The sequence below is a fragment of the Haloarcula hispanica ATCC 33960 genome (genome assembly GCF_000223905.1).
In the GTDB taxonomy this organism is placed as follows: domain Archaea; phylum Halobacteriota; class Halobacteria; order Halobacteriales; family Haloarculaceae; genus Haloarcula; species Haloarcula hispanica.
Map to the genome: position 1 here is coordinate 980,937 of NC_015948.1, position 22,469 is coordinate 1,003,405.

The 22,469-nt window shown below is 64.2% G+C and carries 21 protein-coding genes; 8 read left to right on the forward strand and 13 right to left on the reverse strand.

What is annotated here, in order from left to right; translation table 11 throughout:
- Positions 1-22: 22 nt before the first annotated feature.
- Both HAH_RS05055 and HAH_RS05060 read left to right on the forward strand, forming a co-directional pair.
- On the forward strand, positions 23-2,608 hold the full coding sequence (locus HAH_RS05055; protein ID WP_014039945.1) for a heavy metal translocating P-type ATPase: 2,586 nt from the start codon (positions 23-25) through the stop codon (positions 2,606-2,608).
- 50 nt (positions 2,609-2,658) lie between these two features.
- On the forward strand, positions 2,659-3,378 hold the full coding sequence (locus tag HAH_RS05060) for a metal-dependent hydrolase (protein WP_014039946.1): 720 nt from the start codon (positions 2,659-2,661) through the stop codon (positions 3,376-3,378).
- Here HAH_RS05060 and HAH_RS05065 read toward each other — a convergent pair.
- Entirely contained in the window at positions 3,375-4,724 is a 1,350-nt protein-coding gene (locus HAH_RS05065) for a hybrid sensor histidine kinase/response regulator (RefSeq protein ID WP_044952180.1), read from the reverse strand. The two genes, HAH_RS05060 and HAH_RS05065, sit on opposite strands and share 4 nt — an antisense overlap.
- Before the next feature lie 326 nt (positions 4,725-5,050).
- On the opposite strand from HAH_RS05065, the gene HAH_RS05070 reads away from it, so the two are divergent.
- Positions 5,051-5,293, forward strand: coding sequence for a hypothetical protein (locus tag HAH_RS05070; RefSeq protein ID WP_023843189.1), 243 nt, complete (start codon positions 5,051-5,053; stop codon positions 5,291-5,293).
- Between the two features lie 176 nt (positions 5,294-5,469).
- Here the strand turns inward: HAH_RS05070 and ilvD are convergent, their stop codons facing one another.
- On the reverse strand, positions 5,470-7,197 hold the full coding sequence (ilvD, locus tag HAH_RS05075) for a dihydroxy-acid dehydratase (RefSeq protein ID WP_014039949.1): 1,728 nt from the start codon (positions 7,195-7,197) through the stop codon (positions 5,470-5,472).
- Positions 7,198-7,317: 120 nt separating this feature from the next.
- Between ilvD and HAH_RS05080 the strand changes: the two genes are divergently transcribed.
- Positions 7,318-8,283: a beta-ribofuranosylaminobenzene 5'-phosphate synthase family protein gene (locus HAH_RS05080; RefSeq protein ID WP_014039950.1), complete on the forward strand. Its 966-nt coding sequence runs from the start codon at positions 7,318-7,320 to the stop codon at positions 8,281-8,283.
- 98 nt (positions 8,284-8,381) lie between these two features.
- Positions 8,382-9,485: an NADH:flavin oxidoreductase/NADH oxidase gene (locus tag HAH_RS05085; protein WP_044952183.1), complete on the forward strand. Its 1,104-nt coding sequence runs from the start codon at positions 8,382-8,384 to the stop codon at positions 9,483-9,485.
- Between the two features lie 6 nt (positions 9,486-9,491).
- Here HAH_RS05085 and HAH_RS05090 read toward each other — a convergent pair whose 3' ends face one another.
- From HAH_RS05090 to HAH_RS05100, 3 genes are all read right to left on the reverse strand, one after another.
- Entirely contained in the window at positions 9,492-10,493 is a 1,002-nt protein-coding gene (locus tag HAH_RS05090) for a DUF368 domain-containing protein (RefSeq protein WP_014039952.1), read from the reverse strand.
- 106 nt (positions 10,494-10,599) lie between these two features.
- Positions 10,600-10,851, reverse strand: a complete 252-nt coding sequence (locus tag HAH_RS05095) for a DUF7127 family protein (RefSeq protein WP_014039953.1) — start codon at positions 10,849-10,851, stop codon at positions 10,600-10,602.
- A 91-nt stretch (positions 10,852-10,942) separates the two neighbouring features.
- Positions 10,943-12,310 (reverse strand): phosphoribosylamine--glycine ligase, encoded by a 1,368-nt coding sequence (locus tag HAH_RS05100; protein WP_014039954.1) that lies wholly within the window; start codon positions 12,308-12,310, stop codon positions 10,943-10,945.
- A 180-nt stretch (positions 12,311-12,490) separates the two neighbouring features.
- Between HAH_RS05100 and HAH_RS05105 the strand changes: the two genes are divergently transcribed.
- Positions 12,491-12,763, forward strand: a complete 273-nt coding sequence (locus HAH_RS05105; protein ID WP_008310011.1) for a DUF7553 family protein — start codon at positions 12,491-12,493, stop codon at positions 12,761-12,763.
- Positions 12,764-12,840: 77 nt separating this feature from the next.
- Here HAH_RS05105 and HAH_RS05110 read toward each other — a convergent pair whose 3' ends face one another.
- Positions 12,841-13,668: a hypothetical protein gene (locus tag HAH_RS05110; protein WP_014039955.1), complete on the reverse strand. Its 828-nt coding sequence runs from the start codon at positions 13,666-13,668 to the stop codon at positions 12,841-12,843.
- A 304-nt stretch (positions 13,669-13,972) separates the two neighbouring features.
- Between HAH_RS05110 and HAH_RS05115 the strand changes: the two genes are divergently transcribed.
- Positions 13,973-14,752, forward strand: coding sequence for a winged helix-turn-helix domain-containing protein (locus HAH_RS05115; protein WP_014039956.1), 780 nt, complete (start codon positions 13,973-13,975; stop codon positions 14,750-14,752).
- On the opposite strand, the gene HAH_RS05120 is transcribed toward HAH_RS05115, so the two are convergent.
- The 7 genes from HAH_RS05120 to crtD all read right to left on the reverse strand — a co-directional run bounded on the left by HAH_RS05120 (position 14,749) and on the right by crtD (position 20,906).
- On the reverse strand, positions 14,749-15,072 hold the full coding sequence (locus HAH_RS05120; protein ID WP_014039957.1) for a transcription factor S: 324 nt from the start codon (positions 15,070-15,072) through the stop codon (positions 14,749-14,751). The two genes, HAH_RS05115 and HAH_RS05120, sit on opposite strands and share 4 nt — an antisense overlap.
- 32 nt (positions 15,073-15,104) lie before the next feature.
- On the reverse strand, positions 15,105-15,740 hold the full coding sequence (locus tag HAH_RS05125; RefSeq protein WP_014039958.1) for a hypothetical protein: 636 nt from the start codon (positions 15,738-15,740) through the stop codon (positions 15,105-15,107).
- Entirely contained in the window at positions 15,733-16,605 is an 873-nt protein-coding gene (locus HAH_RS05130) for a hypothetical protein (RefSeq protein ID WP_023843190.1), read from the reverse strand. Before HAH_RS05130 ends, HAH_RS05125 begins: the two co-directional genes overlap by 8 nt.
- A 133-nt stretch (positions 16,606-16,738) precedes the next feature.
- A complete protein-coding gene (locus HAH_RS05135; RefSeq protein WP_014039960.1) occupies positions 16,739-17,575 on the reverse strand; it encodes an RAD55 family ATPase in 837 nt (278 codons plus the stop codon).
- Positions 17,576-17,656: 81 nt separating this feature from the next.
- Positions 17,657-18,538: a bisanhydrobacterioruberin hydratase gene (gene cruF, locus HAH_RS05140; protein ID WP_014039961.1), complete on the reverse strand. Its 882-nt coding sequence runs from the start codon at positions 18,536-18,538 to the stop codon at positions 17,657-17,659.
- On the reverse strand, positions 18,531-19,415 hold the full coding sequence (locus HAH_RS05145) for a prenyltransferase (RefSeq protein ID WP_014039962.1): 885 nt from the start codon (positions 19,413-19,415) through the stop codon (positions 18,531-18,533). Before HAH_RS05145 ends, cruF begins: the two co-directional genes overlap by 8 nt.
- A gap of 3 nt (positions 19,416-19,418) precedes the next feature.
- The gene (crtD, locus tag HAH_RS05150; protein ID WP_014039963.1) at positions 19,419-20,906 is read right to left on the reverse strand and encodes a carotenoid 3,4-desaturase; all 1,488 of its coding nucleotides are present in this window, start codon (positions 20,904-20,906) and stop codon (positions 19,419-19,421) included.
- 134 nt (positions 20,907-21,040) lie between these two features.
- Here crtD and HAH_RS05155 point away from each other — a divergent pair, with 134 nt between their 5' ends.
- Positions 21,041-22,216 (forward strand): M24 family metallopeptidase, encoded by a 1,176-nt coding sequence (locus HAH_RS05155; RefSeq protein ID WP_014039964.1) that lies wholly within the window; start codon positions 21,041-21,043, stop codon positions 22,214-22,216.
- Positions 22,217-22,469 lie beyond the last annotated feature (253 nt).

Here is a 22,469-nt window from a genome sequence, read left to right on the forward strand (position 1 = left end):
AACGGGTAGCCTAGCACCGGTAATGACGGAGTCCGGCGGCTGTTCGGATGGCGATGGATGTAGTTGCTCAAATGCCGATAATCACCCGACAGCAACGGACTCGCACGATGGGGGCCACATCGCACAGCTGTCCGTCCCGGAGATGGACTGTCCCTCCTGTGCGGGAAAGGTGGAGTCGAGCGTCCGCGAACTGGCGGGCATCGAGGCCGTCGACCCGCAGGTAGCGACGGGTCGGCTCACCGTCGAGTACGACGAGGCCGAGACGGACGTGGACGCGATAGCGGCGCGCGTCGAGGCGGCGGGCTACAGCGTCGCAGACGACGGCGGCGAGACGCTCCGGTTCGGCGTCCCGGAGATGGACTGTGCATCCTGTGCCGGCAAGGTCGAAAGCGCGCTGGGGAGGGTTGACGGTCTCAGAGCCGTCGAAACGCGTCCGACTACCGGGACGGCCGTCGTCACGTACGACCGGAACGCGACGACGGAGGGCGACCTCGTGGCGGCAATCGAGAGCGCCGGGTACGAGGTCACGGAGACGACAGGCGAGGACGACACGGCGACCGGGCAGACGGACGAAAACGGCTCGCTCTGGACCAGTTCGCGGGCGCTGAAGACGTGGGTCAGCGGCGTGTTCGTCGCCGTCGGCCTCCTCTTCGAGTTCCTGCTGGCCGGCGCGAACACGCAGGTCGGAAGCGTCTTCGGGTCGCCACTGCACGTCGCCGACATTCTGTTTCTCATCGCAGTCGCGACGGGCGGCCAGGAAATCCTGCGTGGCGGCTACTACTCCCTGAAAAACCGGAACCTGGACATCGACCTGCTGATGTCCATCGCCATCCTGGGCGCGCTCACCGCCAGTCTGGCCTTCGGCGAGGCGCTGTACTTCGAGGCCGCGACGCTTGCGTTCCTGTTCAGCGTCGCGGAACTGCTGGAGCGCTACTCGATGGACCGCGCCCGAAACTCGCTTGCGGAACTGATGGATCTCTCGCCCGACGAGGCGACGGTCCTGCGGGACGGCGAGGAGGTGACGGTCTCCGTCGACGAGGTGCGGGTCGGCGATGTCGTCGTCATCAGGCCCGGCGAGAAGATACCGATGGACGGCGAGGTCATCGACGGGACCAGCGCGGTCAATCAGGCTCCGATCACCGGCGAGAGCGTCCCAGTCGACAAGACCGAGGGCGACGAGGTGTACGCCGGGACAATCAACGAGGAGGGATATCTGGAAGTACAGGTCACGGCGGCGGCCAGCGACAATACCCTCTCACGCATCGTCCAGATGGTCGAGGACGCCCAGTCGAACAAGACCGAGCGCGAGCAGTTCGTCGAGCGCTTCTCGGCGTACTACACGCCAGTCGTCGTCGCCTTCGCCGTCCTCGTGACGCTGACGACCCCCGCCGTGCTCGGCGTGGCGTGGCCGACCGCCGTCGTGTACGGCCTGACCCTGCTTGTGCTGGCCTGTCCCTGCGCGTTCGTCATCTCGACGCCCGTTTCGGTCGTCTCGGGCATCACCAGCGCCGCGAAGAACGGCGTGCTCATCAAGGGCGGCAATCACCTCGAAGCGATGGGCGCGGTCGACGTGGTCGCGTTCGACAAGACGGGCACGCTGACGAAAGGCGAACTGACCGTCACCGACGTGATTCCGCTGAACGGGAACACCGAGGATGAAGTCCTGCAGTGTGCCCGTGGGCTCGAACAGCGGAGCGAACATCCCATCGGCGAGGCCATCGTCGCGGAGGCGGGAGCGACCGGCGTCGAAAGCGCCGAGGTCGATGACTTCGAGAGTATCACTGGCAAGGGCGTCCGGGCAGACCTCGACGGGACGCCCCACTACGCCGGGAAGCCGGGGCTGTTTGACGACCTCGGCTTCGATCTCTCACACGTCCACGCCACTACCGATGGCGGTGTCGTCACGAAAACGGCCCAGCAGCTCTGTGAGCGCAACAACTGCATAGACTTGCTGGAAGACACTGTTCCCGAACTCCAGGCCGAGGGGAAGACGGTCGTCATCGTTGGCACGGAAGACGAGATCGAGGGGATCATCGCCGTCGCCGACGAGGTGCGCCCGGAAGCGGAGGCCACAGTCTCCCGGCTCCGCGACCTGGGCGTCGAACGGACGGTGATGCTCACCGGCGACAACGAGCGCACTGCTGGGGCTATCGCTCGGGAAGTGGGTGTCGACGACTACCGGGCGGAACTCCTGCCGGACGAGAAAGTCGCCGCTATCGACGGCCTCGTCGAGGAGTACGAGGAGGGGGTAGCGATGATCGGAGACGGTATCAACGACGCCCCGGCGCTGGCGAGCGCGACCGTCGGCGTCGCGATGGGGGCCGCCGGAACAGACACGGCCCTCGAAACGGCTGATATCGCCCTCATGAGCGACGACCTCTCGAAGCTCCCGTACCTGTACAAACTGGCCAACGACGCCAACGGCGTCATCCGCCAGAACATCTGGGCCAGTCTCGCGGTCAAGGCCGGCCTTGCACTCGCTGTACCGTTCGGCCTCGTCCCCATCTGGGTCGCCGTGCTCGCGGGCGACGCCGGCATGACGACGGCCGTGACCGGGAACGCGATGCGGCTCTCGCGAATCCGCCCGGACGAAAACGACGAATCCTAACCCGGCCCGGTGTACTATTAAGTATGCGCCGGGAGTAGCGTGCATCCGACATGGAACTCACATGGTACGGCCATTCGACGTGGCACGTAACAGTCGACGACACCGAGTTGCTCATCGACCCGTTCTTCGATAACCCCAAGACGGACACGGACCCCGAGGAACTGGACCCGGACTACGTGTTGCTGACCCACGGCCACGCCGACCACATCGGCGACGTGGACCGCTACGAGGGCTGTGGGCTCGTGGCCACGCCGGAAATCGTCGAGTACTGCGAAGACAACTTCGGTGACTTCGACGCCGTCGGTGGCATGGGAATGAACCTCGGCGGCACCGTCGAAATCGGCGACGCGTTCGTCACGATGCACCGGGCTGACCACACGAACGGCATGGAAACCAGCTACGGCGCGAGCGGCGGGATGCCGGGCGGGTTCATCATCTCCGATACGAAGCCGACACAGGTCAGCGACGCAGAGTCGACGACGTTCTACCACGCCGGCGACACCGGTCTCATGACGGAGATGCGCGACGTCATCGGGCCGTTCCTCGAACCGGACGCTGCGGCGGTGCCGGTCGGCGACCACTTCACGATGGGGCCGATGCAGGCCGCCGTCGCCGTCGACTGGCTGGACGTCGACCACGCGTTCCCGATGCACTACGACACGTTCCCACCAATCGAAATCGAAACGCAAGACTTCGTGAACGAGGTCAAAGGCACCGGTAGCGACGCCGAGGTCCACGTCCTCGACGGCGACGAAACGTTCGAACTCTAGTCCGGTCGTTCCACGTCGGTCACGGTAAACCGCGCGCCGCCCGCCTCGCTGTCATCGACGGACAGCGACCAGCCGTGTTCTTTCGCGATCCGGTTGGCGATGTAGAGCCCGAACCCGCTGTTTTGTTTCTCTGATGCGTACCCCGCTTCGAGCACCCGCTCCGGTGGCGAGACGTCGACACCAGGCCCGTCGTCCGCGACGAAAAAGCCCGAAGACGTGGCACCGACGCGAATCGCGACGTCGGGGCCGCCGTGTTCGACGGCGTTCGAGAGCAGAATCTCGAGAAACAGGCGCATCGACTCCGCGTCCGCCAGCAGTCTCCTGTCCGATGTCACTTCGAGCGATGCGGCTTCGAGCGATAGCGAACTCCACACGTCCCAGACGACCGTCGAGAGCCACTGTTGTTCGGGCTCGAACGCTGGCGAGTCGCTCGACGCCAGCGAGACGACCTTGTCGACGATACCGGAGAGCTGGTCGATAGAACGCTCCACAGCGTCGATGTGTTCGTCGTCGGCCTCGACCTGCGAGAGATGGCCGGTCGACACCTGGAGTTCGTTTCGGAGTTCGTGTGCGGCCAGCAGCGCCACCTTCCGGAGACGTTCGTTCTGTTGTCTGAGGAGACGTTCGCGCTCTTTCTGGTCGGTGATATCCTGCGTGATACCGATGAGGCCGATTAGCTCGTCGGTCTCGTCGTACCAGGGGATCTTCGACGTTTGGAGGTGTTTCCCCATCGACGGCGAGAACTCGTGGACGTCGAGGACGTCGGCCCCGTCGTTGATGACTTGCAGGTCGTCGCCGCGTGCTGCATCCAGATACGTCGCCCCGGCGGGGAGTCCGTCTTCGTCCCGCCGGCCGAGCAGTTCCGGCGGGGCGTACGACGAATCGTTGAGCAACAGATAGTGCCGGTCATCGTCTTTCACGTACAGGTGCTCGGAGTACCGTTCGAACATCGTGGCGAGAATCGTCTCCGGCCGGGAAGCCGGTCGGGCGGCCATCGTCTCACTGTCTTCGAGTGCTGCACCGACTGCGGCTGCCAGTTCCGGCGACCCAAGATCGCCGTCGACCGTCCGAATGTGGTCACCACGGTCCGCCTCACTGCCGTACATGATCACCGGGAGGTTCGGGTAGAGCCCGGTGGCTGCCGCCGCCAGATGACCGCCCGCCATCCCTCCACACGTCACCGGGACGACGAGGCAGTCAACCGCGGTACGTAGCAGTGTCGTATCGACGCATTCGGGCTCTGTCGTCTCGACCGTTGCGTCGATTGCTGCCTGTTCAAGTGCCGCCCGTAACTGCTCTCCGGCAGTAGTCTCGGCAGCGATGAGGAGGACTGTCGGCGGGGACATCAACACGCCCATGATTTGTCCCGGGATTGTAAATAAGTTTAGCAGTCATGTTGAAAATAAAACAGGATACAACAGCGGAACGACCCCTCCGGCCGATACTGGACACCGCTGCCCGAAGCAACCAGCCGACTTCCGGATTGCCCCGTTACGTGAACTGAAATGCTCGCTATAGGCCCATCTCATGTCACGATGGTTGTCTCCCGACCAGAGAACAGTGGCGTGATATTCGAGACAACGGGCCGTTGACGGGGCAGTCGATAGTCAATACTGACACACACTTGAAAGGATTCACAACATCCGAGTATCCGGGCGGCGTATAGTCAGGTGTGTCCGAAACGTACGTGTGCGCCCGATGCCAGGACGCCGTCGAGCGGAACTTCGAGGTTCGGTCGATCATCAGGACCTGCAGCGAGTGCGGCGAGAACGGTCGGTTCCTCCACAGGTCGCTGGTCGAGTCACTTTCCGAGATCGCCACAGAGGACCAGCCGGACGGCTGGGATCAGATGACACTGGACGAGCGGTTCGAAGCGGCGCTCAAAGAGGGGCTCATCACGGTCACACGGACGTAAGTCTGTGCCGCCACGCTGACGACTCCGTTCGGTTCTGACGGCGCCTAGTTCTGCCAGCGACCTGCTTCGGCGGCGTTCGTCAGTCGACCCGCTACCCGACGTCACTGTCGTCGGTTTCTCACACTGTTGGCTGTGACTACTGTACGATGTTCGTGGTGGAAAAATTCGGGACAGTCTCAGTCCCACTTCGCGCCGGGGTTCGTCACCGCGCCGTTCGCCGCGGAGCCGAAGTCGCTGTGGTACTTCGCCAGCACGCCGCTGTCGTACGTCGGTTCAGGGTCGTAGTCTTCGAGGCGCTGCTCGATCTCCTCGTCGGTGAGGTCGACCGACAGTTCGTGGTCGTCGATGTCGATGGTGACGGTATCGCCGTCCTCCAGCGCGGCGATGGGGCCGCCGACGAACGCCTCGGGGGCGACGTGGCCGATAGAGAAGCCCCGAGTCGCGCCGGAGAAGCGGCCGTCGGTGAACAGCGCCACGTCTTCGGCGTGACCCTGGCCGGCGACGGCCGAGGTCACGCCCAGCATCTCGCGCATGCCGGGGCCGCCCTGTGGCCCCTCGTTGCGGATACAGATCACGTCGCCGGACTTGACGCGGCCTTCCTGCACGTACTCCATAGCCCCCTCCTCCTGTTCGAACACGCGGACCGGACCCTCGTGATGGAGGTGGTCCTCACCCGTGATCTTGATGACCGAGCCGTCGGGCGCGAGGTTGCCCGAAAGGATGCGGATCGCGCCGCGCTCGTGGATCGGGTCGTCGACCGTGTTGAGATAGTCCACGTCGAGGTCTTCGACCGTTGGCGGGTCGATCTGTTCAAGTTCCTCCGCGATGGTGTTGCCCGTGACGGTGAGCGCGTCACCGTGGAGCAGGCCGGCGTCGTGCAGCGCCCGCAACACGACCGGGACGCCGCCGACCTCGTGGAGGTCGTTCATGACTCGCTCGCCGCCGGGCTGGAGGTCGGCGATCTTGGGCGTGCGGGCGCTGATCTCGTTGAACGTCTCGATATCGAGGTCGATGCCGGCCTCCGCCGCGAGCGCGAGCAGGTGGAGAACGGCGTTGGTCGACCCGCCGACCGCGACCTGCAGGGCGATGGCGTTCTCGAACGATTCGCGGGTGAGGAAATCCGAGGGGCTGCGGCGTTCCTGCACCACCTCGACGGCGAGTTCGCCGGCCCGGCGGGCCTCCTCGTAGCGGGACTCGTGTTCGGCCGGCGGAGAGGCCGACCCCAGCGGCGCGAAGCCGAGCGCTTCGGAGATAGACGCCATCGTGTTGGCGGTGAACATCCCGCCACAGGAGCCCGCACCGGGGCAGGCGTGGCGTTCCATCTCGTCGAGTTCGCCCTCGCTCATCTCGCCGTCGGCGACCGCGCCGACGCCCTCGAAGACGTTCTGGATGGTGACCTCGCGGCCGTCGTGCTCGCCGGGCATGATCGACCCGCCATAGAGGAAGACGCTTGGCAGGTCCGTCCGGATGGCGGCCATCATCATCCCGGGCATGTTCTTGTCACAGCCGCCGATGGTGACGATGCCGTCCATGCGCTCGCCGAAGGTGACGAGTTCGACCGAGTCGGCGATTATCTCGCGGGAGATGAGCGACGCCTTCATCCCCTCGGTCCCCATCGAGATGGCGTCGGAGATGGTGATGGTCCCGAACTCGATTGGCATCCCTTCGGTGTCGTCTATGCCGTCGTAGGCGGCGTCCGCAACGTCGTCGAGATGGACGTTACACGGCGTGATGTCGGCCGCTGGATTGGCGATGCCGATCATCGGCGAGGACAGGTCCTCGTCGTCGTAGCCCATCGCGCGGAACATCGCGCGGTGGGGTGCCTTCTCGTATCCCTCCGTCACCTCGGTACTCCGGAGGTCCGGGTCCTTCTCCGGCCGTTCTTGCCGTTCCTGCTTGCTCATATGTGAGCGACGCCGTGAGCAACCTTAAATAACTTGTACTCGCGGTAACGTCCCACGTGGAGCACGGCGAAACCCACCGGTGACAGCAGGTTCTTTTCCGTCGGGGACTTCCGCCGCCGTATGCCGACGGTCACGACCGCCGCGCGACTCCATTTCGGGTTTCAGAACCTCTCGCTCGCCCACGAGCGCCTCTACGGCGGCGTCGGGCTCGCACTCGACGAGCCGCGGCTGACCGTCGAAGCGACACGGGCCGAGACGGTCCAGTGTGACGACCCGGCGACCGAACCGTACGTCCGGCGCGTCGTCGACGCACTCGACGTACCCGGCGCGGCCGTCACCGTCGAGGAGCGCTTCCCGCGACACGTCGGCCTCGGGAGCGGCACGCAGCTCTCACTGGCGACGCTCATCGCCGTCGTTCGGGCCTACGACCGGACCGCTGACGCACGGACCTACGCGCCGCAACTGGGACGGGGCGGCCGAAGCGGCGTCGGCGTAGCCGCGTTCGAGTCGGGCGGATTCATCGTTGACGGCGGTCACCCAACGGAGCGGTTCACGGCCGAACCCCCAGCGGAAGGCGACTGGGATGTGCCGCCAGTGCTGGCCCATCACCACGTCCCCGCACACTGGCGTTTTGTTATCGTCGTCCCGGACACCGACCCCGGCCAGAGCGGAGCAGCAGAGGACCAGAGCATGCGGCAGGCCGTCGAGCGCGCCGACCCCGGCATCGCCGACGAGATCTCGACGCTGTTGACCCGGCGGCTGCTCCCCGCGATTGCCACCAGAGACCACGACGACTTCGGGCAGGCCGCGGCGCGGCTGGGCCGACTCAACGGCGCGTGGTACGCTGACGAACAGGGCGGCGTCTACCGCCCGCCAGCCGGCGCACTCGTCGAGTCACTGGCGAGCGCCCCGGTCATCTCCGGGGCCGGCCAGAGCTCTTGGGGGCCAACCGTCTGGGGACTGACGACAGCGGACTACGAATCGGAGGCCCGTGACGCGGGTGTGCTGGCACTCGATGCGGCCGATGTCGACGGAACGGTTCGCGTTGTCGCGCCCCGGAACACCGGTGCGTCGCTGACTGAATAGGGACCAAGCGGCGGGCCGTTCAGTACCAGTCGCCAGAACTAACGACGATGCTTGCAGCCGCCAGTGCGGTTATCAGTCTCGGCAGCAAACCCCCGTCGATGACTGCACTGTTCTCACCGCTGGAACTCCGTGAGACGACAGTCCCGAATCGCGTCATGGTCTCTCCAATGTGCCAGTACTCCTGTGAGGCCCGCGACGGCCTCGCCACCGACTGGCACCGCACCCACCTCGGCTCTCGTGCCGTCGGCGGTGCAGGTCTGGTCATGACTGAAGCGACCGCCGTCGAAGCTCGCGGCCGTATCTCGCCGGAGGACCTGGGTATCTGGAGCGACGAGCACGCGGCGGCGCTGGAACCGATTACAGAGTTCATCACTGAACAGGACAGCGTGCCGGGCATCCAGTTGGCCCACGCCGGGCGGAAAGCCTCTATCGAACGACCGTGGGACGGCCACGACCCGCTCCAACCCGACGACGGCGGCTGGGAAGTCGTCGGACCGAGTGACGACCCCTGGCCGTACGAAGACGGTGAGGCTCCGCCGACAACAGCGCTCGATCAGGACGGCATCGAGGCAGTCATCGATTCGTTCCGCGCCGCCGCCGAGCACGCGCTCGACGCCGGCTTCGAGGTCGCAGAGGTCCACGCCGCCCACGGCTACCTCTTGCATCAGTTCCTCTCGCCGGTGACGAACCACCGCGAGGACGACTACGGCGGCGACTTCGAGGGCCGCACGCGACTGGTCCGTGAAATCACGACCGCCGTCCGCGAGGTCTGGCCCGACGACAAGCCGGTGTTCGTCCGTATTTCCGCGACGGACTGGCTTCCCGACCGCAATTCCTGGACCGTCGAGGACTCCGTGCGACTGTCGGACCGACTCGCCGACATCGGCGTGGACCTCATCGACGTGAGCGGCGGCGGCATCCACCCCGAATCCCGCCCCGACTACGCCGGCCCGAACTACCAGCTCCGGTACGCCGAGCGGATTCGCGAGGAAACGAAGTCGGACATCGCCGTCGGCGCTGTCGGCGGCATCACGACCCCCGAACAGGCCGAAGCCGTTATCGCCAACGACCGGGCCGATATGGCTATCGTCGGCCGCGAACACCTCCGGGACCCGTACTTCACGATGAATGCCGCGAGGGAACTCGACGCGACCGACGAGATAGAGGGGCCGCCGCAGTACCGCCGTGCCTGGGGCTTCTGAACCTGTTTAGATCTTATCCAGGTCGAGGTCGACGGCGTACCAGTCGAGCGCGAGCAGGAAGGCCGCGCCGATAGCGGCGGCAGCGACGAACGCGATGAGAACGTCCGTCGAGAAGCCGACTTCACTCCGGACCTTCACGACCGGAGCGCGGAGTGCGCCGACGACGAGCGCGACGAGGAAGGCCAGCGTTGCCCGGCGGTTGTACTCCAGTGCCCGACGGACGACGCGTGCGATGGTGAACAGGCCGACCAGCCCGCCGACGATGAACGTCACGACCGGCACGGCGGTCGTTGTCACGTCTTCGGCTGGCCCGCCGGTGGCGAGCGCAATGAGCGCGTCCACGAAGTCGGCGAGCGCCATTGACATCCTGTCGTACTGCCCGAGGATGACGAGCAACAGCGATCCCGAGATGCCGGGCAGAATCATCGCGCTGACGCCGATCATGCCGGCGATGAAGACGAGTGCGAGACTGCCGCCGTCGGCGGCGGTGTTCGAGACGCCGGACACGTAGAACGCAAGCAGAAACCCGAGGACGCCGGCCCCTATCTGGAACGGCGACTCGACCGTGAGACTGCGCAGCAACACCACCGCGGAGGCGGCGATGAGGCCGAAGAAGAAGCCGAAAAGCAACGCCGGCGTCTCCTGGCTGGCGACGGTGACGATGTGTGTTACGATGACGACGGCGGTACCGACGCCGGCGACCAGCGCGAGGAGGAACCAGATGTCGAGTTCGAGGAGTTCGGCAAACGCACCGCGCAAATCAACACCGCCGTCTAGCGGTGTGAGAGCGCGAACGAACCGTATTACGCGGCCCGGCGTAACGGCGGTAATCGCGGCGATGAGTCGCTCGTAGACCCCGGCGATGAGCGCGATTGTGCCCCCGGAAACACCGGGGACCCCGTCCGCGCTGCCCATACAGAGGCCGATGAGAAACGTTCGAATCCACGCACGAAGCGGTGGCACCGAGCCCAGAACCGTCGGCGGGTCCTGGTCGGGAGGGGTGGTCATCACTGAACGCTTCCAGCATCACGCTCAAATTCCTTGTGGAGTCACGTCGTATTGTGCTGCTGTCACAACTGCGAGACTGCGGCTGAACAAGTGGTCCGCGACAGCGCTAGCTCCGCTTCGATAGCGTGAGCACGCCGTTTCTGAGTGTCTGGACCGCGCCGGCGGCCGGCAGGTCGACGTCGAACTCCGTCTGGAGGTGCGGGGCGTCGACGGCAACGATGGCTTCCGTCCCGATGATATCGACTGTCACATGCTCGTCGCTGACCTGAAGCGAGTCGAGGTCGACGGCGACCGTCCAGCCGTCGTCGTGGTCGGTGTGCGAGACGTGTAGCGGCGACCGTTCAGTTTGTGCGTCCATTCGTCAATCATGGGTATGTGTTACACACATAAAGGTCCACGTTCGGCGCGTGCCAAAGCTCGGTCAGACAGGAACGCTATCCTGCACGTCGCTACACAGCAGGGCCGAGATAGCCCCATGCCTGCAGGCGGTCCCCGTCGCCCTCTATCCACCGCTCGCCGATGTCGTCGCGGTAGTAACAGTTCGGAATGAGGATATCGTCGACGCGCCCGTAAGCCTGCTCCCGCGCCCCCTGCATCGTATCGCCTTTGCCCGTGACGACCAGCGGCATCCCGCTCTCGCCAGCCACGCGCCACTGCCCGTCGACCGCCGCTCCTGACTCGCTTCTCTCGCCGGTCGCGCGGTCCGTGCCCTCGACGGGCACGCGCTTCGCGTCCTCGATGTGGATGCCCTCGCGGCTGTCGGATCCGAAGACGACCGCGGCGTTGCGGGAGTTCTCGTCGTACGTCTTCTGGTCGTCGAACGGGAACGGCGGGAGGACGACCCGAACCGCGACCTGATACCCGCGGTGGACCTCCAGTTCGGGGTCGCGCCCGTTCGCCAGATCGAGGAAGAACTGGCCTGTTTCTGATTCGAACGACTCCTCTTGGAGCGTGATTGTGGGGTACCCGAACCGCGGCGTGAACTCCAGCGGATAGATACCGTCCTCGTTGACGATGCAGTTGATGTCGATGCTGCCGACGTACCCCTCGTCGGCGAGCCAGCCTTCCACCTTGCCGAGTGTCTCCGCGAACAGTTCGTTCCGGCCGGCCCAGAACATCGAAGTACCCATCTCGCCGGTCGAGGGACCGATGTTGCCCGGAAACAGCTTCTTGTGCTCGAAGTTGAAGTTGATCGGTTCGACGAACGACTCGCCGTTGAAGAAACCACAGACGGCGATTTCGACGCCCTCGACCTTCCGCTGGAGCTGGAACCCTTTCATCCGGTGACCCCACGCCTTCTTGTACGCTCGAAGCACATCGACGATGTCGCTGCCGTCATCCTCGTTCCCGACGTAGAGCAGTCGCTTGACGTTCTGGACTTCCCCGAGCGGTTTGATGACGTACGGCGCAGGGTTCTCCTGGACGTGCTTGATGCCGGCGTCGAAGTCCTCGAAGACGTGATGCTCGATAGTGTTGACACCGTGGTCTTCGAGGACCTCCATCGCGTAGCCGCGGTCCTCTTCGAGCGCATCTGTGTTGGGTGTCCCGCCAACGACGGCGTGGCCTTCGGCCCGGAGTTCCTGTGCGAGTTCGCCGGTGCCGATGTCGCCGCCGACCCAGATGTCGTCGAAGACGACGACATCGGCCCAGCCGAGGTCGCCCCGCCAGTCGTCGGTCTTCGGTACGAACCCGTCGGCGATCTCCTGATCGCTGTCGGCTTCGATGTAGTACCGGACGTCGTGTCCCTCCCGGCTGACCTGCCAGGCGATGTCACCGATGAGCGCCGCGTCTAACGAACAAAAGAGGAAATTCGCCATGGCGCGTCTGCGGGCGGGTGCGGGGTAAACGTTTCCTGTCCTGTCGACCACAGGTCATCGCTATCGCGATGGCAGCGAACCGGCCAGTCATGCCCGGTTGCTCGATGCCCACTGATCTATTTAAATAAACCCACTTCCGTAAGCCGAACCGTTTTAGTCCCCATCTGTAAATCCCCACGTATGACACGCGACGAACTCGCGTCCGCGAGTGAACTGCTCGAATCAGCGGCCGAAGACACTGACAGCGACGAGGCGAGCGAGCGCCTCGCCGAACTCGCTGCCCAGCTCGACTCCCTCGCGACCGACGAACGCGGCCCGGACCACGGCCGACTCGCCCGCATCCAGTCGGCGCTCAACGACCTCAGCAGTGGCGACGCGGAAGACGTGACCGAAGCCATCGACGACGCCGACGACCAGATCAACGAGTACCGGTCCGACCTCGAAGGGGTCTGAGGCGGCGCTCCTGCGCCAACACACGGCTGTCCGGTGACTTTCTGCGACGGAAAGACGGCTTTCGAACCGATGAGTCGCTACGACTCGGTCGCGGTTTCCTCGTCGACCGGCTTGATCCGGTGTGTCGCGTCGTTGTTATCGTCCGGGGCCCGCAGATGATACGTGACTTCACGCGGCTCCGTATCGTCGACGTACGGTGTCTTAGCGTCGTGCGTGATACCCGCTGTTTCTCCTGGCTCCAGTACCCTATCAAATCGGCCGACAGGCGCGTAGGCGACGCGTGGGCCGGTTCGGTTGAGTGCGAGGACGTACCGACCTGCGGTGTCGCCCGTGTTCGTGACTGTTATCTCAAGCGTCGGCATGGCTGGCTCAGTGACACGCTCCGGTCCGTCGAGAGTAACGTCGAACGACGGCAACGGTGCTTCGAGTCTGTTCTGAACTGTCTTCGGCATCGTCCACTCCCCGCCGGGCCAAGACAGTCGGGCGTCGCTAGCTGAGCCGGTTTCGGGCAGGTCGAAGACCAGCGGCCCACCGGCCTCGGTGAACTGTCGGCCCCACTCGCCGTCGCGATACAGACCGTTCCTGAACGTCTCGGGGCTGTACGTCGACCCATCGAATCTGAGCGAGAACGCGCCCCGGTCCACTCCCGAGCCCTCGATGGTCGTCGTGAGCACGAGAAACTGGCCGCCTGTCGGTTCAACGCTGATAGAGTCAGTGCGAGGAATCACGACGCCTGGCGCCACCACGGCGTCCGTGACGGTCACACTGGGCGGCGACCCAATGTCGGTTTCGCTACCGCTTGGTGACGGCATCGGCGTCACTGTCCCGGTGTCCTCGGTTTCACCCTGACATCCTGCACCGGTGATAGCCAGTCCGCAGAGTGCCAGAACGCGACGGCGGTACATGGCTCTGCGTTGCCCTGCCCCGGATAAATGCTTTCAGAAGGTACGGGTTCAGTTTTGACCGACTGATTCCAGTTCGGCCGGAATAGACCTGTCTCCTCGATCTGGGTAGTCTGTGTCGCTGATGAGGCAGGTGATGTCAGATTAAATAACATCTTAATTAATGTTTGTGACTAACCAAAAGCTTTTGACAATTCCATTGGTTTCAGTCAAATGTGTATCAGGTTGGGGGATCGGGTGGCGGTACCATCCCTACGTGGTGATATCAATGAGCAAATCAACGAATGGCCGAACGGCCCCTAAATCGATGCGTCACAAGCAAATACTCGATGTAGCGGCTGAGAACCCCGAGGCATCCATCGCAGAGCTTGCGGCCGAAGTACCGAGTGCAACAGCGGAACTGGTCGAGCGAGTTCTTGAGGAACACGGCGACCCGGCTGAGGCCGACGAGACGGAAACGGCCGCCCAGTCAGAGAGTGAACCGTCGACGGAGTCACAGTCATATCCAGCCCCTGCGGACCTCTCGTCGACAGAACGTGAGACGATCCGCGCAATCCAGAAACACCCCACCGCGTCCCAGCGGGACCTCGCGGAGAAGCTCGGCGTCACTGCCTCGACGGTGAGCAACCGCGTCAACGGGATCGACGGGTTCGACTGGGCGAACCGAGAAGCGTTCGCAAACGCCGTGTTCAGCGACGGAGAAGCCGAATCAGCGACGATCTCGGACGAGGCAGAAACCCAGACACCCGATACCCAATCGCCGGAGTCAACAGACAACCCCGACGGAGCCGACAGTCAAGCGTCAGGCCCTGATACTGCGCCCGACGACGGCGACCGCTCGCCAACGGAAGTCGAGACAGCGGCCGGCGAGGTGAACACCACGCTGACTACGTTCCAGTCAACCGTCGAGGACCTCTCCGCACAGTTGGCTGAACTCGAAGGACAGGTCGAAACCGTCACGGACGGCGGCGGCTCGCCAGAGCCGTTTCAGGAGCCCGAACTCGTTCACAAGGTCGTCCACGCGTGTATGGACTCCGACAAGATATCCGAGGAGGAAGAGCTCCGGATTCTGGATTCGCTGCTCTAGTTGTACTCCCGCCACCGGTGGCCACACTCCTGGCACTTGAAAAAGCGCGTCGGCGGTTCGTCGGCCGACCCGGTCTGTTTGATGGTGTACCACGCTTTCCCGTGTCCGCATTCCTCACAGGTCACGTCGTCAGCCGTGGGCTTCCCTTCGAAGTTCGAGCCCTCCTCGGTCTCTATCAGTTCGTCGCCGCTCTGTTCGTCCGTGCTGACGAACTCGGCCGCGCGGTCCTCGTCTTTGGTAACTCGCGCACCACAGGACTGACAGACCATCTCGTCACCGTCGGCGTGCATCATCGAACCACAGTCGTCGCAGAACTGCATACACGCCCGTCGGACACCGAGGCAAAAAGCCGTTACTGCTCGTCCTCGATCTCGTGTTGCTCGGCGACGACCGGACAGTCCAGTAGCCGGACCGTCTCCATGTCGAGGAACTCCATGATCTCGGTCCCCTCGTTCGTGCAGTGCGCGTTCGGCGGTGCGGAGAAGTGTTCACACTGCTCACAGTAGCGGTGTTTCGATACCTCCGCGTAGCGGCTCTCGGGTGAAGTCTTGTCGTCGCCGTCCTCGGCGATTTCCGCCCACACCTTGTCCGCGTCGATGTGATCGACGTCGACCCGCTCGAACGCGCTCTCGCCGCTCCCGAAGGGGTCCTCGCCGCGCTCGTCCATTCCCGAGAAGGGGTCGTCCGGGTCGGGTGATGACCCCGAAAGGTGACTGTCCGATTCAGGTGCCGAATCTGAACGGAACTCTTCCGTGTCGACAGCCGAGAGCAGGTCGTCAGCATCGGTTGCATCGGGTTCCGCCTCGGACGCACCGTCGGCCGGTTCGTCGCTCGATTCGCTGCCCGGCCAACCGTCGTCGGGTGGCTGGCGTGCGTTTGCCGAGCCGTCCGCGTCGTCAGGCCCCGCACCGAGGCGCTCGAACGGGTCGCCCTCGCGGTCGTCATCCGGGTCGAGCTCTTCGAAGGGGTCTCGCTCGTCGTCACTCATTGGTCTCTCCCGGTTCAAGCTGTGCTGCGGCCACTAGCCGCGCCTTCGAGCGGATAATGCCGCCCTCAGGCCGGACGTCCGACACCGTCGTGTTGCAGTGTGGACACTGGGGTTCGGTCAACAGTCCGATCTCGACCTGCTTGTCACAGTTCGAACAGCGTGCCGTCGAGATGTTCTCCTGGGCCGCGGCGCGTTTCAGTCGGTCGACCGCTTTCTGATTCTGGTCCCGGCCGCCCTGGTCGTCGCGGAGGTCGCTGACGACCCAGGCGACGCGGGTGAGTTTGTCTTCGACATCGTCGAGTCGGCTGTCGATGTCAGCGACTCGCTCGTTCTCTGTTTCGAGCGACTCGGTCACGTCGCCCCGAAGCGCGGCGAGTTCCGCCTCGATATCTTCGATCTCTTGTGTGAGTGCATCGATGCGGTCGAACTCTTCGTGGCCGTGGTCGGCCGGCGCTTTCGCGTCGGCCTCCCGTTTGACCTGCACGACGCGCTCGCGGACGTCTTCGATCTTCGTCTGAAAGTCCGCTTCGAGCGCGTCGAACCGCTCTGCGAGTTGGCGTTCCACCGTGTCGACGATATCGGGGAGCTGGGAACTGACAGCGCTCTCGGTCGCTGCTTCGACTGAGCCGTTCAGCTTCTCGTCCACGGTTGCGGCGACGACGGCATCCAACTCGTCCGCCGATGGCTGAATGAGGTCGTCCATCCCATCGTCCGAGTCGGCCGCTGTCATATATGCGGCCAGCAGTTGCTCCATGACGGCGTCGCGAGGCACGCCGAGCGTCTCGGCCTGCTCGGTCAGCCACTCGTCTAGATCTGCAGATAGCTCGACGTACACTCCTCCGTCATCAGTCGACTCGGAGGACATTACGACACCCTTGACGAACAAGACTGATAAGGGTTTGTCGCCGATTTCAGATACCGAGAGCGGGAGCGAACCGTCAGCACGCGGCTCGTTGTCCTTTTCCGACAGTTACGGGCATCTCTGCTGCCGACTATCGCTACCGAATCTTGCGCACGTCGCTGATATCGAAGCCGGCATCGCCCAGTTCGGTCTCGAACTGCACGATGTCCTCGTCCTCTATCTGCGAGAGAACGCCGCGGAACTGCTGGACGACGAGGGTCCGGGCCCGGGTGGAACCGCCGGACTCCCACGCGAACTCCATCGTGCCGTGGGATGCGTCGACGAGCTGCCCGTGTCGGGTCGACGATATCGTCTCCGGATTGACGTGCAAGAGGATAAGGCCCCCCCACTGGTGGGCTGCCTTCTGGATTCCCTGGACGAGCGAGCTGACGTCCGACCAGCTGACTTCCTCGTCCGTCGCGCTAACGAGGTCAGACAGCGAGTCGATGACGACGAGATTGTTCGCCGCCACGTCGTTCAATACCATCCCGAGCGTGCCGAGCAGGTCATCCCGCTCGTGGCGCGCCCGGAGGTCGGTGATTGACGCGGTCTCCCTGGCGTACCACTCTCGCGGCACCGGACTGATGTGGAAGTACCGCTCCGAGAGGTCGTGAAACTCGACCGCCTGGCTTCCCTTGTCGACCACGTCGTCGTCCATCGCCAGCCGCATCTCGCTGACCAGTTGCGACTCGCTTGTTGTAAAGGAGATGTAGTGGACTTCGTCCGGGGCAACAGCGTCGGCCGAGCGGTCGCCGTAGTAGAGGTCGTGCAACTCCCCGTCCACCTGTTCGAGCCCGTTGATGAGTGCGCTCGTATGCATGAACTCCCGGGAGCCAGCGCCGGCCTCGCCGGACAGCAGGACGACGCTCCCGGCGGGCGCTCCACCGTTGATGATGGAGTCGAGCTGCCGGATTCCGAACGGGATTCGCTCCATACGTCCACCTACCTACGCGGTCGCTTAAACGCTTGGCCTGTCTCACTATCGTGGTCGGGAGAGCGACAGCGAGCCCGGAGGTTACCGCCAGACGGCCCGACCGAGCCGCGTCTCCGAGAGGTCGAAGTCGAAGCGGTCCGTCCACAGCAGGCCGGCCCCCAGCAGCGCGGCCAGGCCGACAGGCACCCAGTTCGCATAAAAGAGGTTGATACCGCCCCACAGCAGGACGAAGCTCACCAGGTCATCGAGCATGAACGGGCAATCCCGGAGTCGCTGTCGGAGCCCCGCACGGTCGAACCCGAGGTCGAACAGCAGGACGGCGACCGATCCAGAGAGGAGCCAGCCGGTGTAGTTCTGCCACGGGACGCCGTAGAACTGGGGCATCTCGTAGGTCCAGAAACCGATTGCCACGGCACCCGGATCGAGCACGAGGTCGACGAGCATGACCGTCGCCAGCGTCGCCAGCAGCCGAACCGCGGTTGACGCCGCCCTGTTGCCGAGCAACAGCAGGACGAGCAGGTAGGCGTTCAGGACCAGCGGGAAGAAGAAGACCGGGAGCCCGAACGGCACCTCGCCCAGCAGCATCGGGCCAAGGTCGACGCCGTACGTGAACTCGCCGTAGGGCCAGCCGGTCCGGACACCGACGAGTTCGATGCCGTAGGAGTAGAGCGTCAGCGCGACCAGCGCCAGCCCGGCCCGGCGGTCCACGAGCGGAAAGACACCGGCCACGAGAGGCAACCGCATCACGAACGTTCCGAACAGGACGAAGTAGGGGTTGAACGCGAGCGGGTCGGGCAACAGTCCCTCGGCGCTGGCAAGCAGGGTGACAGCGCCGACGAGCGGGAAAACGACGGCGATGGTAAAGCGGTTCTCGGTGACGAACTGGTCGAACTGCGCGGTCGCGTCGGTCCTTGTCTCGGGGAGCGTCCAGCCCGCTATGGTCCGGTCCTCGCCGCTACCCATACAGCATCACCCACAGCGCGATGAGTGTGAACACCATGCCGACGACGGTGTTGATCGCAGGATACCACCAGTACGCCTCGTCGATGTCGACGCCGATGCCGAGAATCCCGAAGACGAGGCCGGGGTAGACGAGCAGTAGCAGGCCGAATACCCAGTGCGTGTAGGTGAATACGAACGCGGCCGTGAGCCAGCACATCACGCAGTAGTAGTAGGTGTTTGACTCCCCGAGGAACGTCGCCGTCGTCTGGATACCGGCCTCACGGTCGGGTTCGATGTCCGGAATCGCCGAGAAGGTGTGCATCCCCATCGCCCAGAGCCACGCGCCGGCGACGGCGGTCGCTGGCGGGGCCGCTCCTTCGATAGCGGCGTAGCCGATGACGCCCGGCAGGATGTACAGCCCGTTCGAGATGGAATCAAGGAACGGCGTCGTCTTGAACCGCAGCGGCGGGGCCGAGTACTCGACAGAGAGCGCAACCCAGGCGAGCAGGGCCACGACCCCGAGCATCGGCAGCCCGAGGACGAACACCAACGCGAGCGCGCCGCTTGCGACGACGATGGCTGTGACGGCGCTGTCACCGCGGTAGCTGACCTCTCGGCCCTCGTCTTTCTTGGGATTGTGTTCGTCGATGTCGGCATCGAAGATGTCGTTGACCCCGTAGAGAAACACGTTCCCGGGAATGGTGAAGTACAGAAACAGCGCGATAGCCAGCGGCGAGAACAGTTCGCCCGGGCCGTCGGCCGCGTAGCTGACGCCGACGATGACCGGGCCGCCGAGGTACAGCCAGAACCGCGGCCGGGAGAGCCGCAACAGGTACCCCACCAGCGTCTCCTCCGGCGGAATGACGGCGGTGATGCGGTCGGTCGGGAGTTCGGGCATTACTCAGGCGATATCCTCGATGAGCGCCTCTGCGGTGTGTTCGCCGCTGATGAGACACATCGGCACGCCGATGCCGGGCGTCGTGAACGACCCCGTGAAGTAGAGGCCGTCGACGGCCGACGAGCGGTTGTTGGGTCGCAGCAGGGCGGTCTGGCGGAGTGTGTGTGCCAGCCCGAGAGCTGTGCCCTCCGTGGCGTTGTACCGCTCGCCGAAGTCGGAGACGGCGAACTGCTTCTCGTAGACGATGCGGTCGCGCAGGTCGACGCCGGTGTTGTCAGCGATGTCGGCAAGCACCTTCTCGCGGTACTCCTCGCGGATCTCGTCGCCGTCGTGCAGGCCCGGCGCGATTGGGACCAGAACGAACAGGTTCGAGTGCCCGTCTGGGGCGACGGTGTCGTCGGTTTTCGAGGGCACACAGAGGTAGTACGCCGGGTCATCGGGCCACGCGGGCTCGTCGAAGATGTCGTCGAAGTGGGGGTCCCAGTCCGTCGGCAGGACGAGCGTGTGGTGCTTCAGGGGCTCCACGTCGCCCTCGACACCCATGTACATGAGGAAAGCGGACGGTGCGTACGTTTTGTCGTCCCAGTAATCGTCGTCGTACTGGCGCTCGTGGTCGGGCAGGAGTTCCCGTTCGGCGTGGCCGTAGTCGGCGTTGACGACCACTTCGTCGGGGTGGGTCGTGTCGCCGTGGACTGTCTCCACGAGGAATCCATCCTTCCGCCGGGAAATCTCGTCGACTTCGGCGTCGGTCTCGTAGGTGACGCCGAGTTCCTCGCCGAGTTCGACGAGGCCGTCGACGACCGCGCCGACGCCGCCGTCGGGGTAGTAGACGCCGAGGTTGAAATCGACGTGGCTCATCATGTTGTACAGCGCTGGCGTCGTCCGGGGCGAACCGCCGAGGAAGACGAGCGTGTACTGCATTATTTGCTGGAGCTTCGGGTGCTCGAAGTAGTCCTCGACGTGGCTCTGCATCGTGCCGATGAGCTGGAGGCCGACCGGCGCGGCAGTCATCACATCGAGGTCAATCCAGTCGCGCAGCTCCGAGCGGTCCTCGTAGACGAACTTGTTCATCGCCGTCTCGTAGTGACGTTCGCTCGTCGCGAGGTAGTCTTCGAACGCCTCGCCCGCGCCGGGCTCGTACTCCTCGAACTTCCGGGCCATCTCGGCGTTGTCGCCGGTCACGTCGATCCGGTCGCCGTCCTTGAAGAAGATGCGGTAGTGCGGGTCGAGCCGCTGGAGGTCGTAGTAATCGCGTGGCTCTTTCCCGAAGTACGCGAAGAACCGCTCGAACACGTCGGGCATCAGATACCACGACGGACCCATGTCGAACCGGAACCCGTCCACCTCCAGCCGGGAGGCGCGGCCCCCGAGTTGCTCGTTTTTCTCCAGTAGCGAGACGTCCGCGCCTGCGTCCGCCAGATAGCACGCGGCGGAGAGGCCACCGATGCCGCCACCGACGACAGTTACGTCTTCACCGGACAAGTCACTCATTACTAGTATTGAGGGGCTGGACCGTCAATAAATGAGCGGCCAAACTGCATCGGTATGCCATTCGTGGCCATATGTCGGGCCGCCGAGCGGCTCAGTGGGAGACGTATATGGGGATGGGGGCCAGACTGACACGTATGGAACCTGACCTCGCAGCACTGGACGCATATCTCGATGACGCCGGCGTCGACGGCTACCTCCTCGATGCGGATTCCGAGGTGTCAGACCAGTACTACCTCTCTGGCTTCGACGCGCCGGACCCGTTCATCACGCTGTACGACGGCGACACACATCTCCTCTTCCCGCGGAGTCTGGAGTTCGGTCGCGCCAAGCGTGAATCGCGAGCCGAGACCGTCGAACGGTACGTGGACTTCGACCACCAGAAGAAGGTCGAGGAGTACGGTCCCGAGGAGGCAGTCTCGCACGTCCTCGCGGATTTCCTCGCGTCCTACGATGTGGACAGCGTGGCCGTACCCCCGCGGTTCCCGCTCCGGACTGCGGACGGCCTGCGCGAACGTGGTGTCGACGTGACGGCCGACACCGACGGCATCGTCACGGAGATCCGCGCGACGAAGACCGAGACCGAAGTCGACTACGTCCGGACGGCACAGCGGGCCAACGAGGCGGCGATGCAGGCGGCCGAATCGCTGCTTGAGGCGTCAGAGATTGCCGAGGACGACACGCTCGAAATTGACGGCGAGACGCTGACGAGCGAGCGGGTGAAAGAGGAGATCGAGGTGACGCTGCTCCGGCACGGCTGTTCACTGGACGAGACTATCGTCGCCTGCGGGGCGGACGCTGCGGACCCTCACGACTCTGGGAGCGGGCCGCTCGTCGCCCACGAGCCGGTTATCATCGACATCTTCCCGAAGGACAAGGCGACGAAGTACCACGCCGACATGACGCGGACGTTCGTCAAAGGCGAGCCAAGCGAGACGGTGCGGGAGTGGTACGACCTCACCGAGCGGGCGATGGAAGCGGCGTTCGATGCGCTGGAACCCGGTGCGACCGGCAAAGACGTACACGACGCTGTCTGTGACGTGTACGAGGACGCCGGCGAGCCGACGTTGCGTGACGACGACCGAACGGAGACAGGGTTCATCCACAGCACGGGCCACGGCGTCGGGCTGGACGTCCACGAGCTTCCACGGCTGGCACCGAATGGCGGCGAACTCGAACCGGGACACATCGTCACTATCGAGCCCGGCCTCTATGACCCCGATGTCGGCGGGGTCAGAATCGAAGATATCGCCGTCGTCACTGCCGATGGCTACGAGAACCTGACTGAGTACGAGATTCAGTTCGTCGTCTGAGCCGGTCGTTTCAGCGCCGTTCCATCTGGCCGCCACAGGACAGACAGGCCATGTTAGCGTCTCCAGTCTGGGAAGCAGTTTTATCCTGGCCTCCGTTGGTGACTGCGTTATCTTCTATCAAGATGTTCGTTACCATGACACATTATATTCCGCGGCTCCATCATGAACATTTATTATGGATGGGGCAAAAGGTGGTGATACTCAATGCTTGTATCCGATGTACGCCCCTCACGCGACCCTCACACTGCACTGC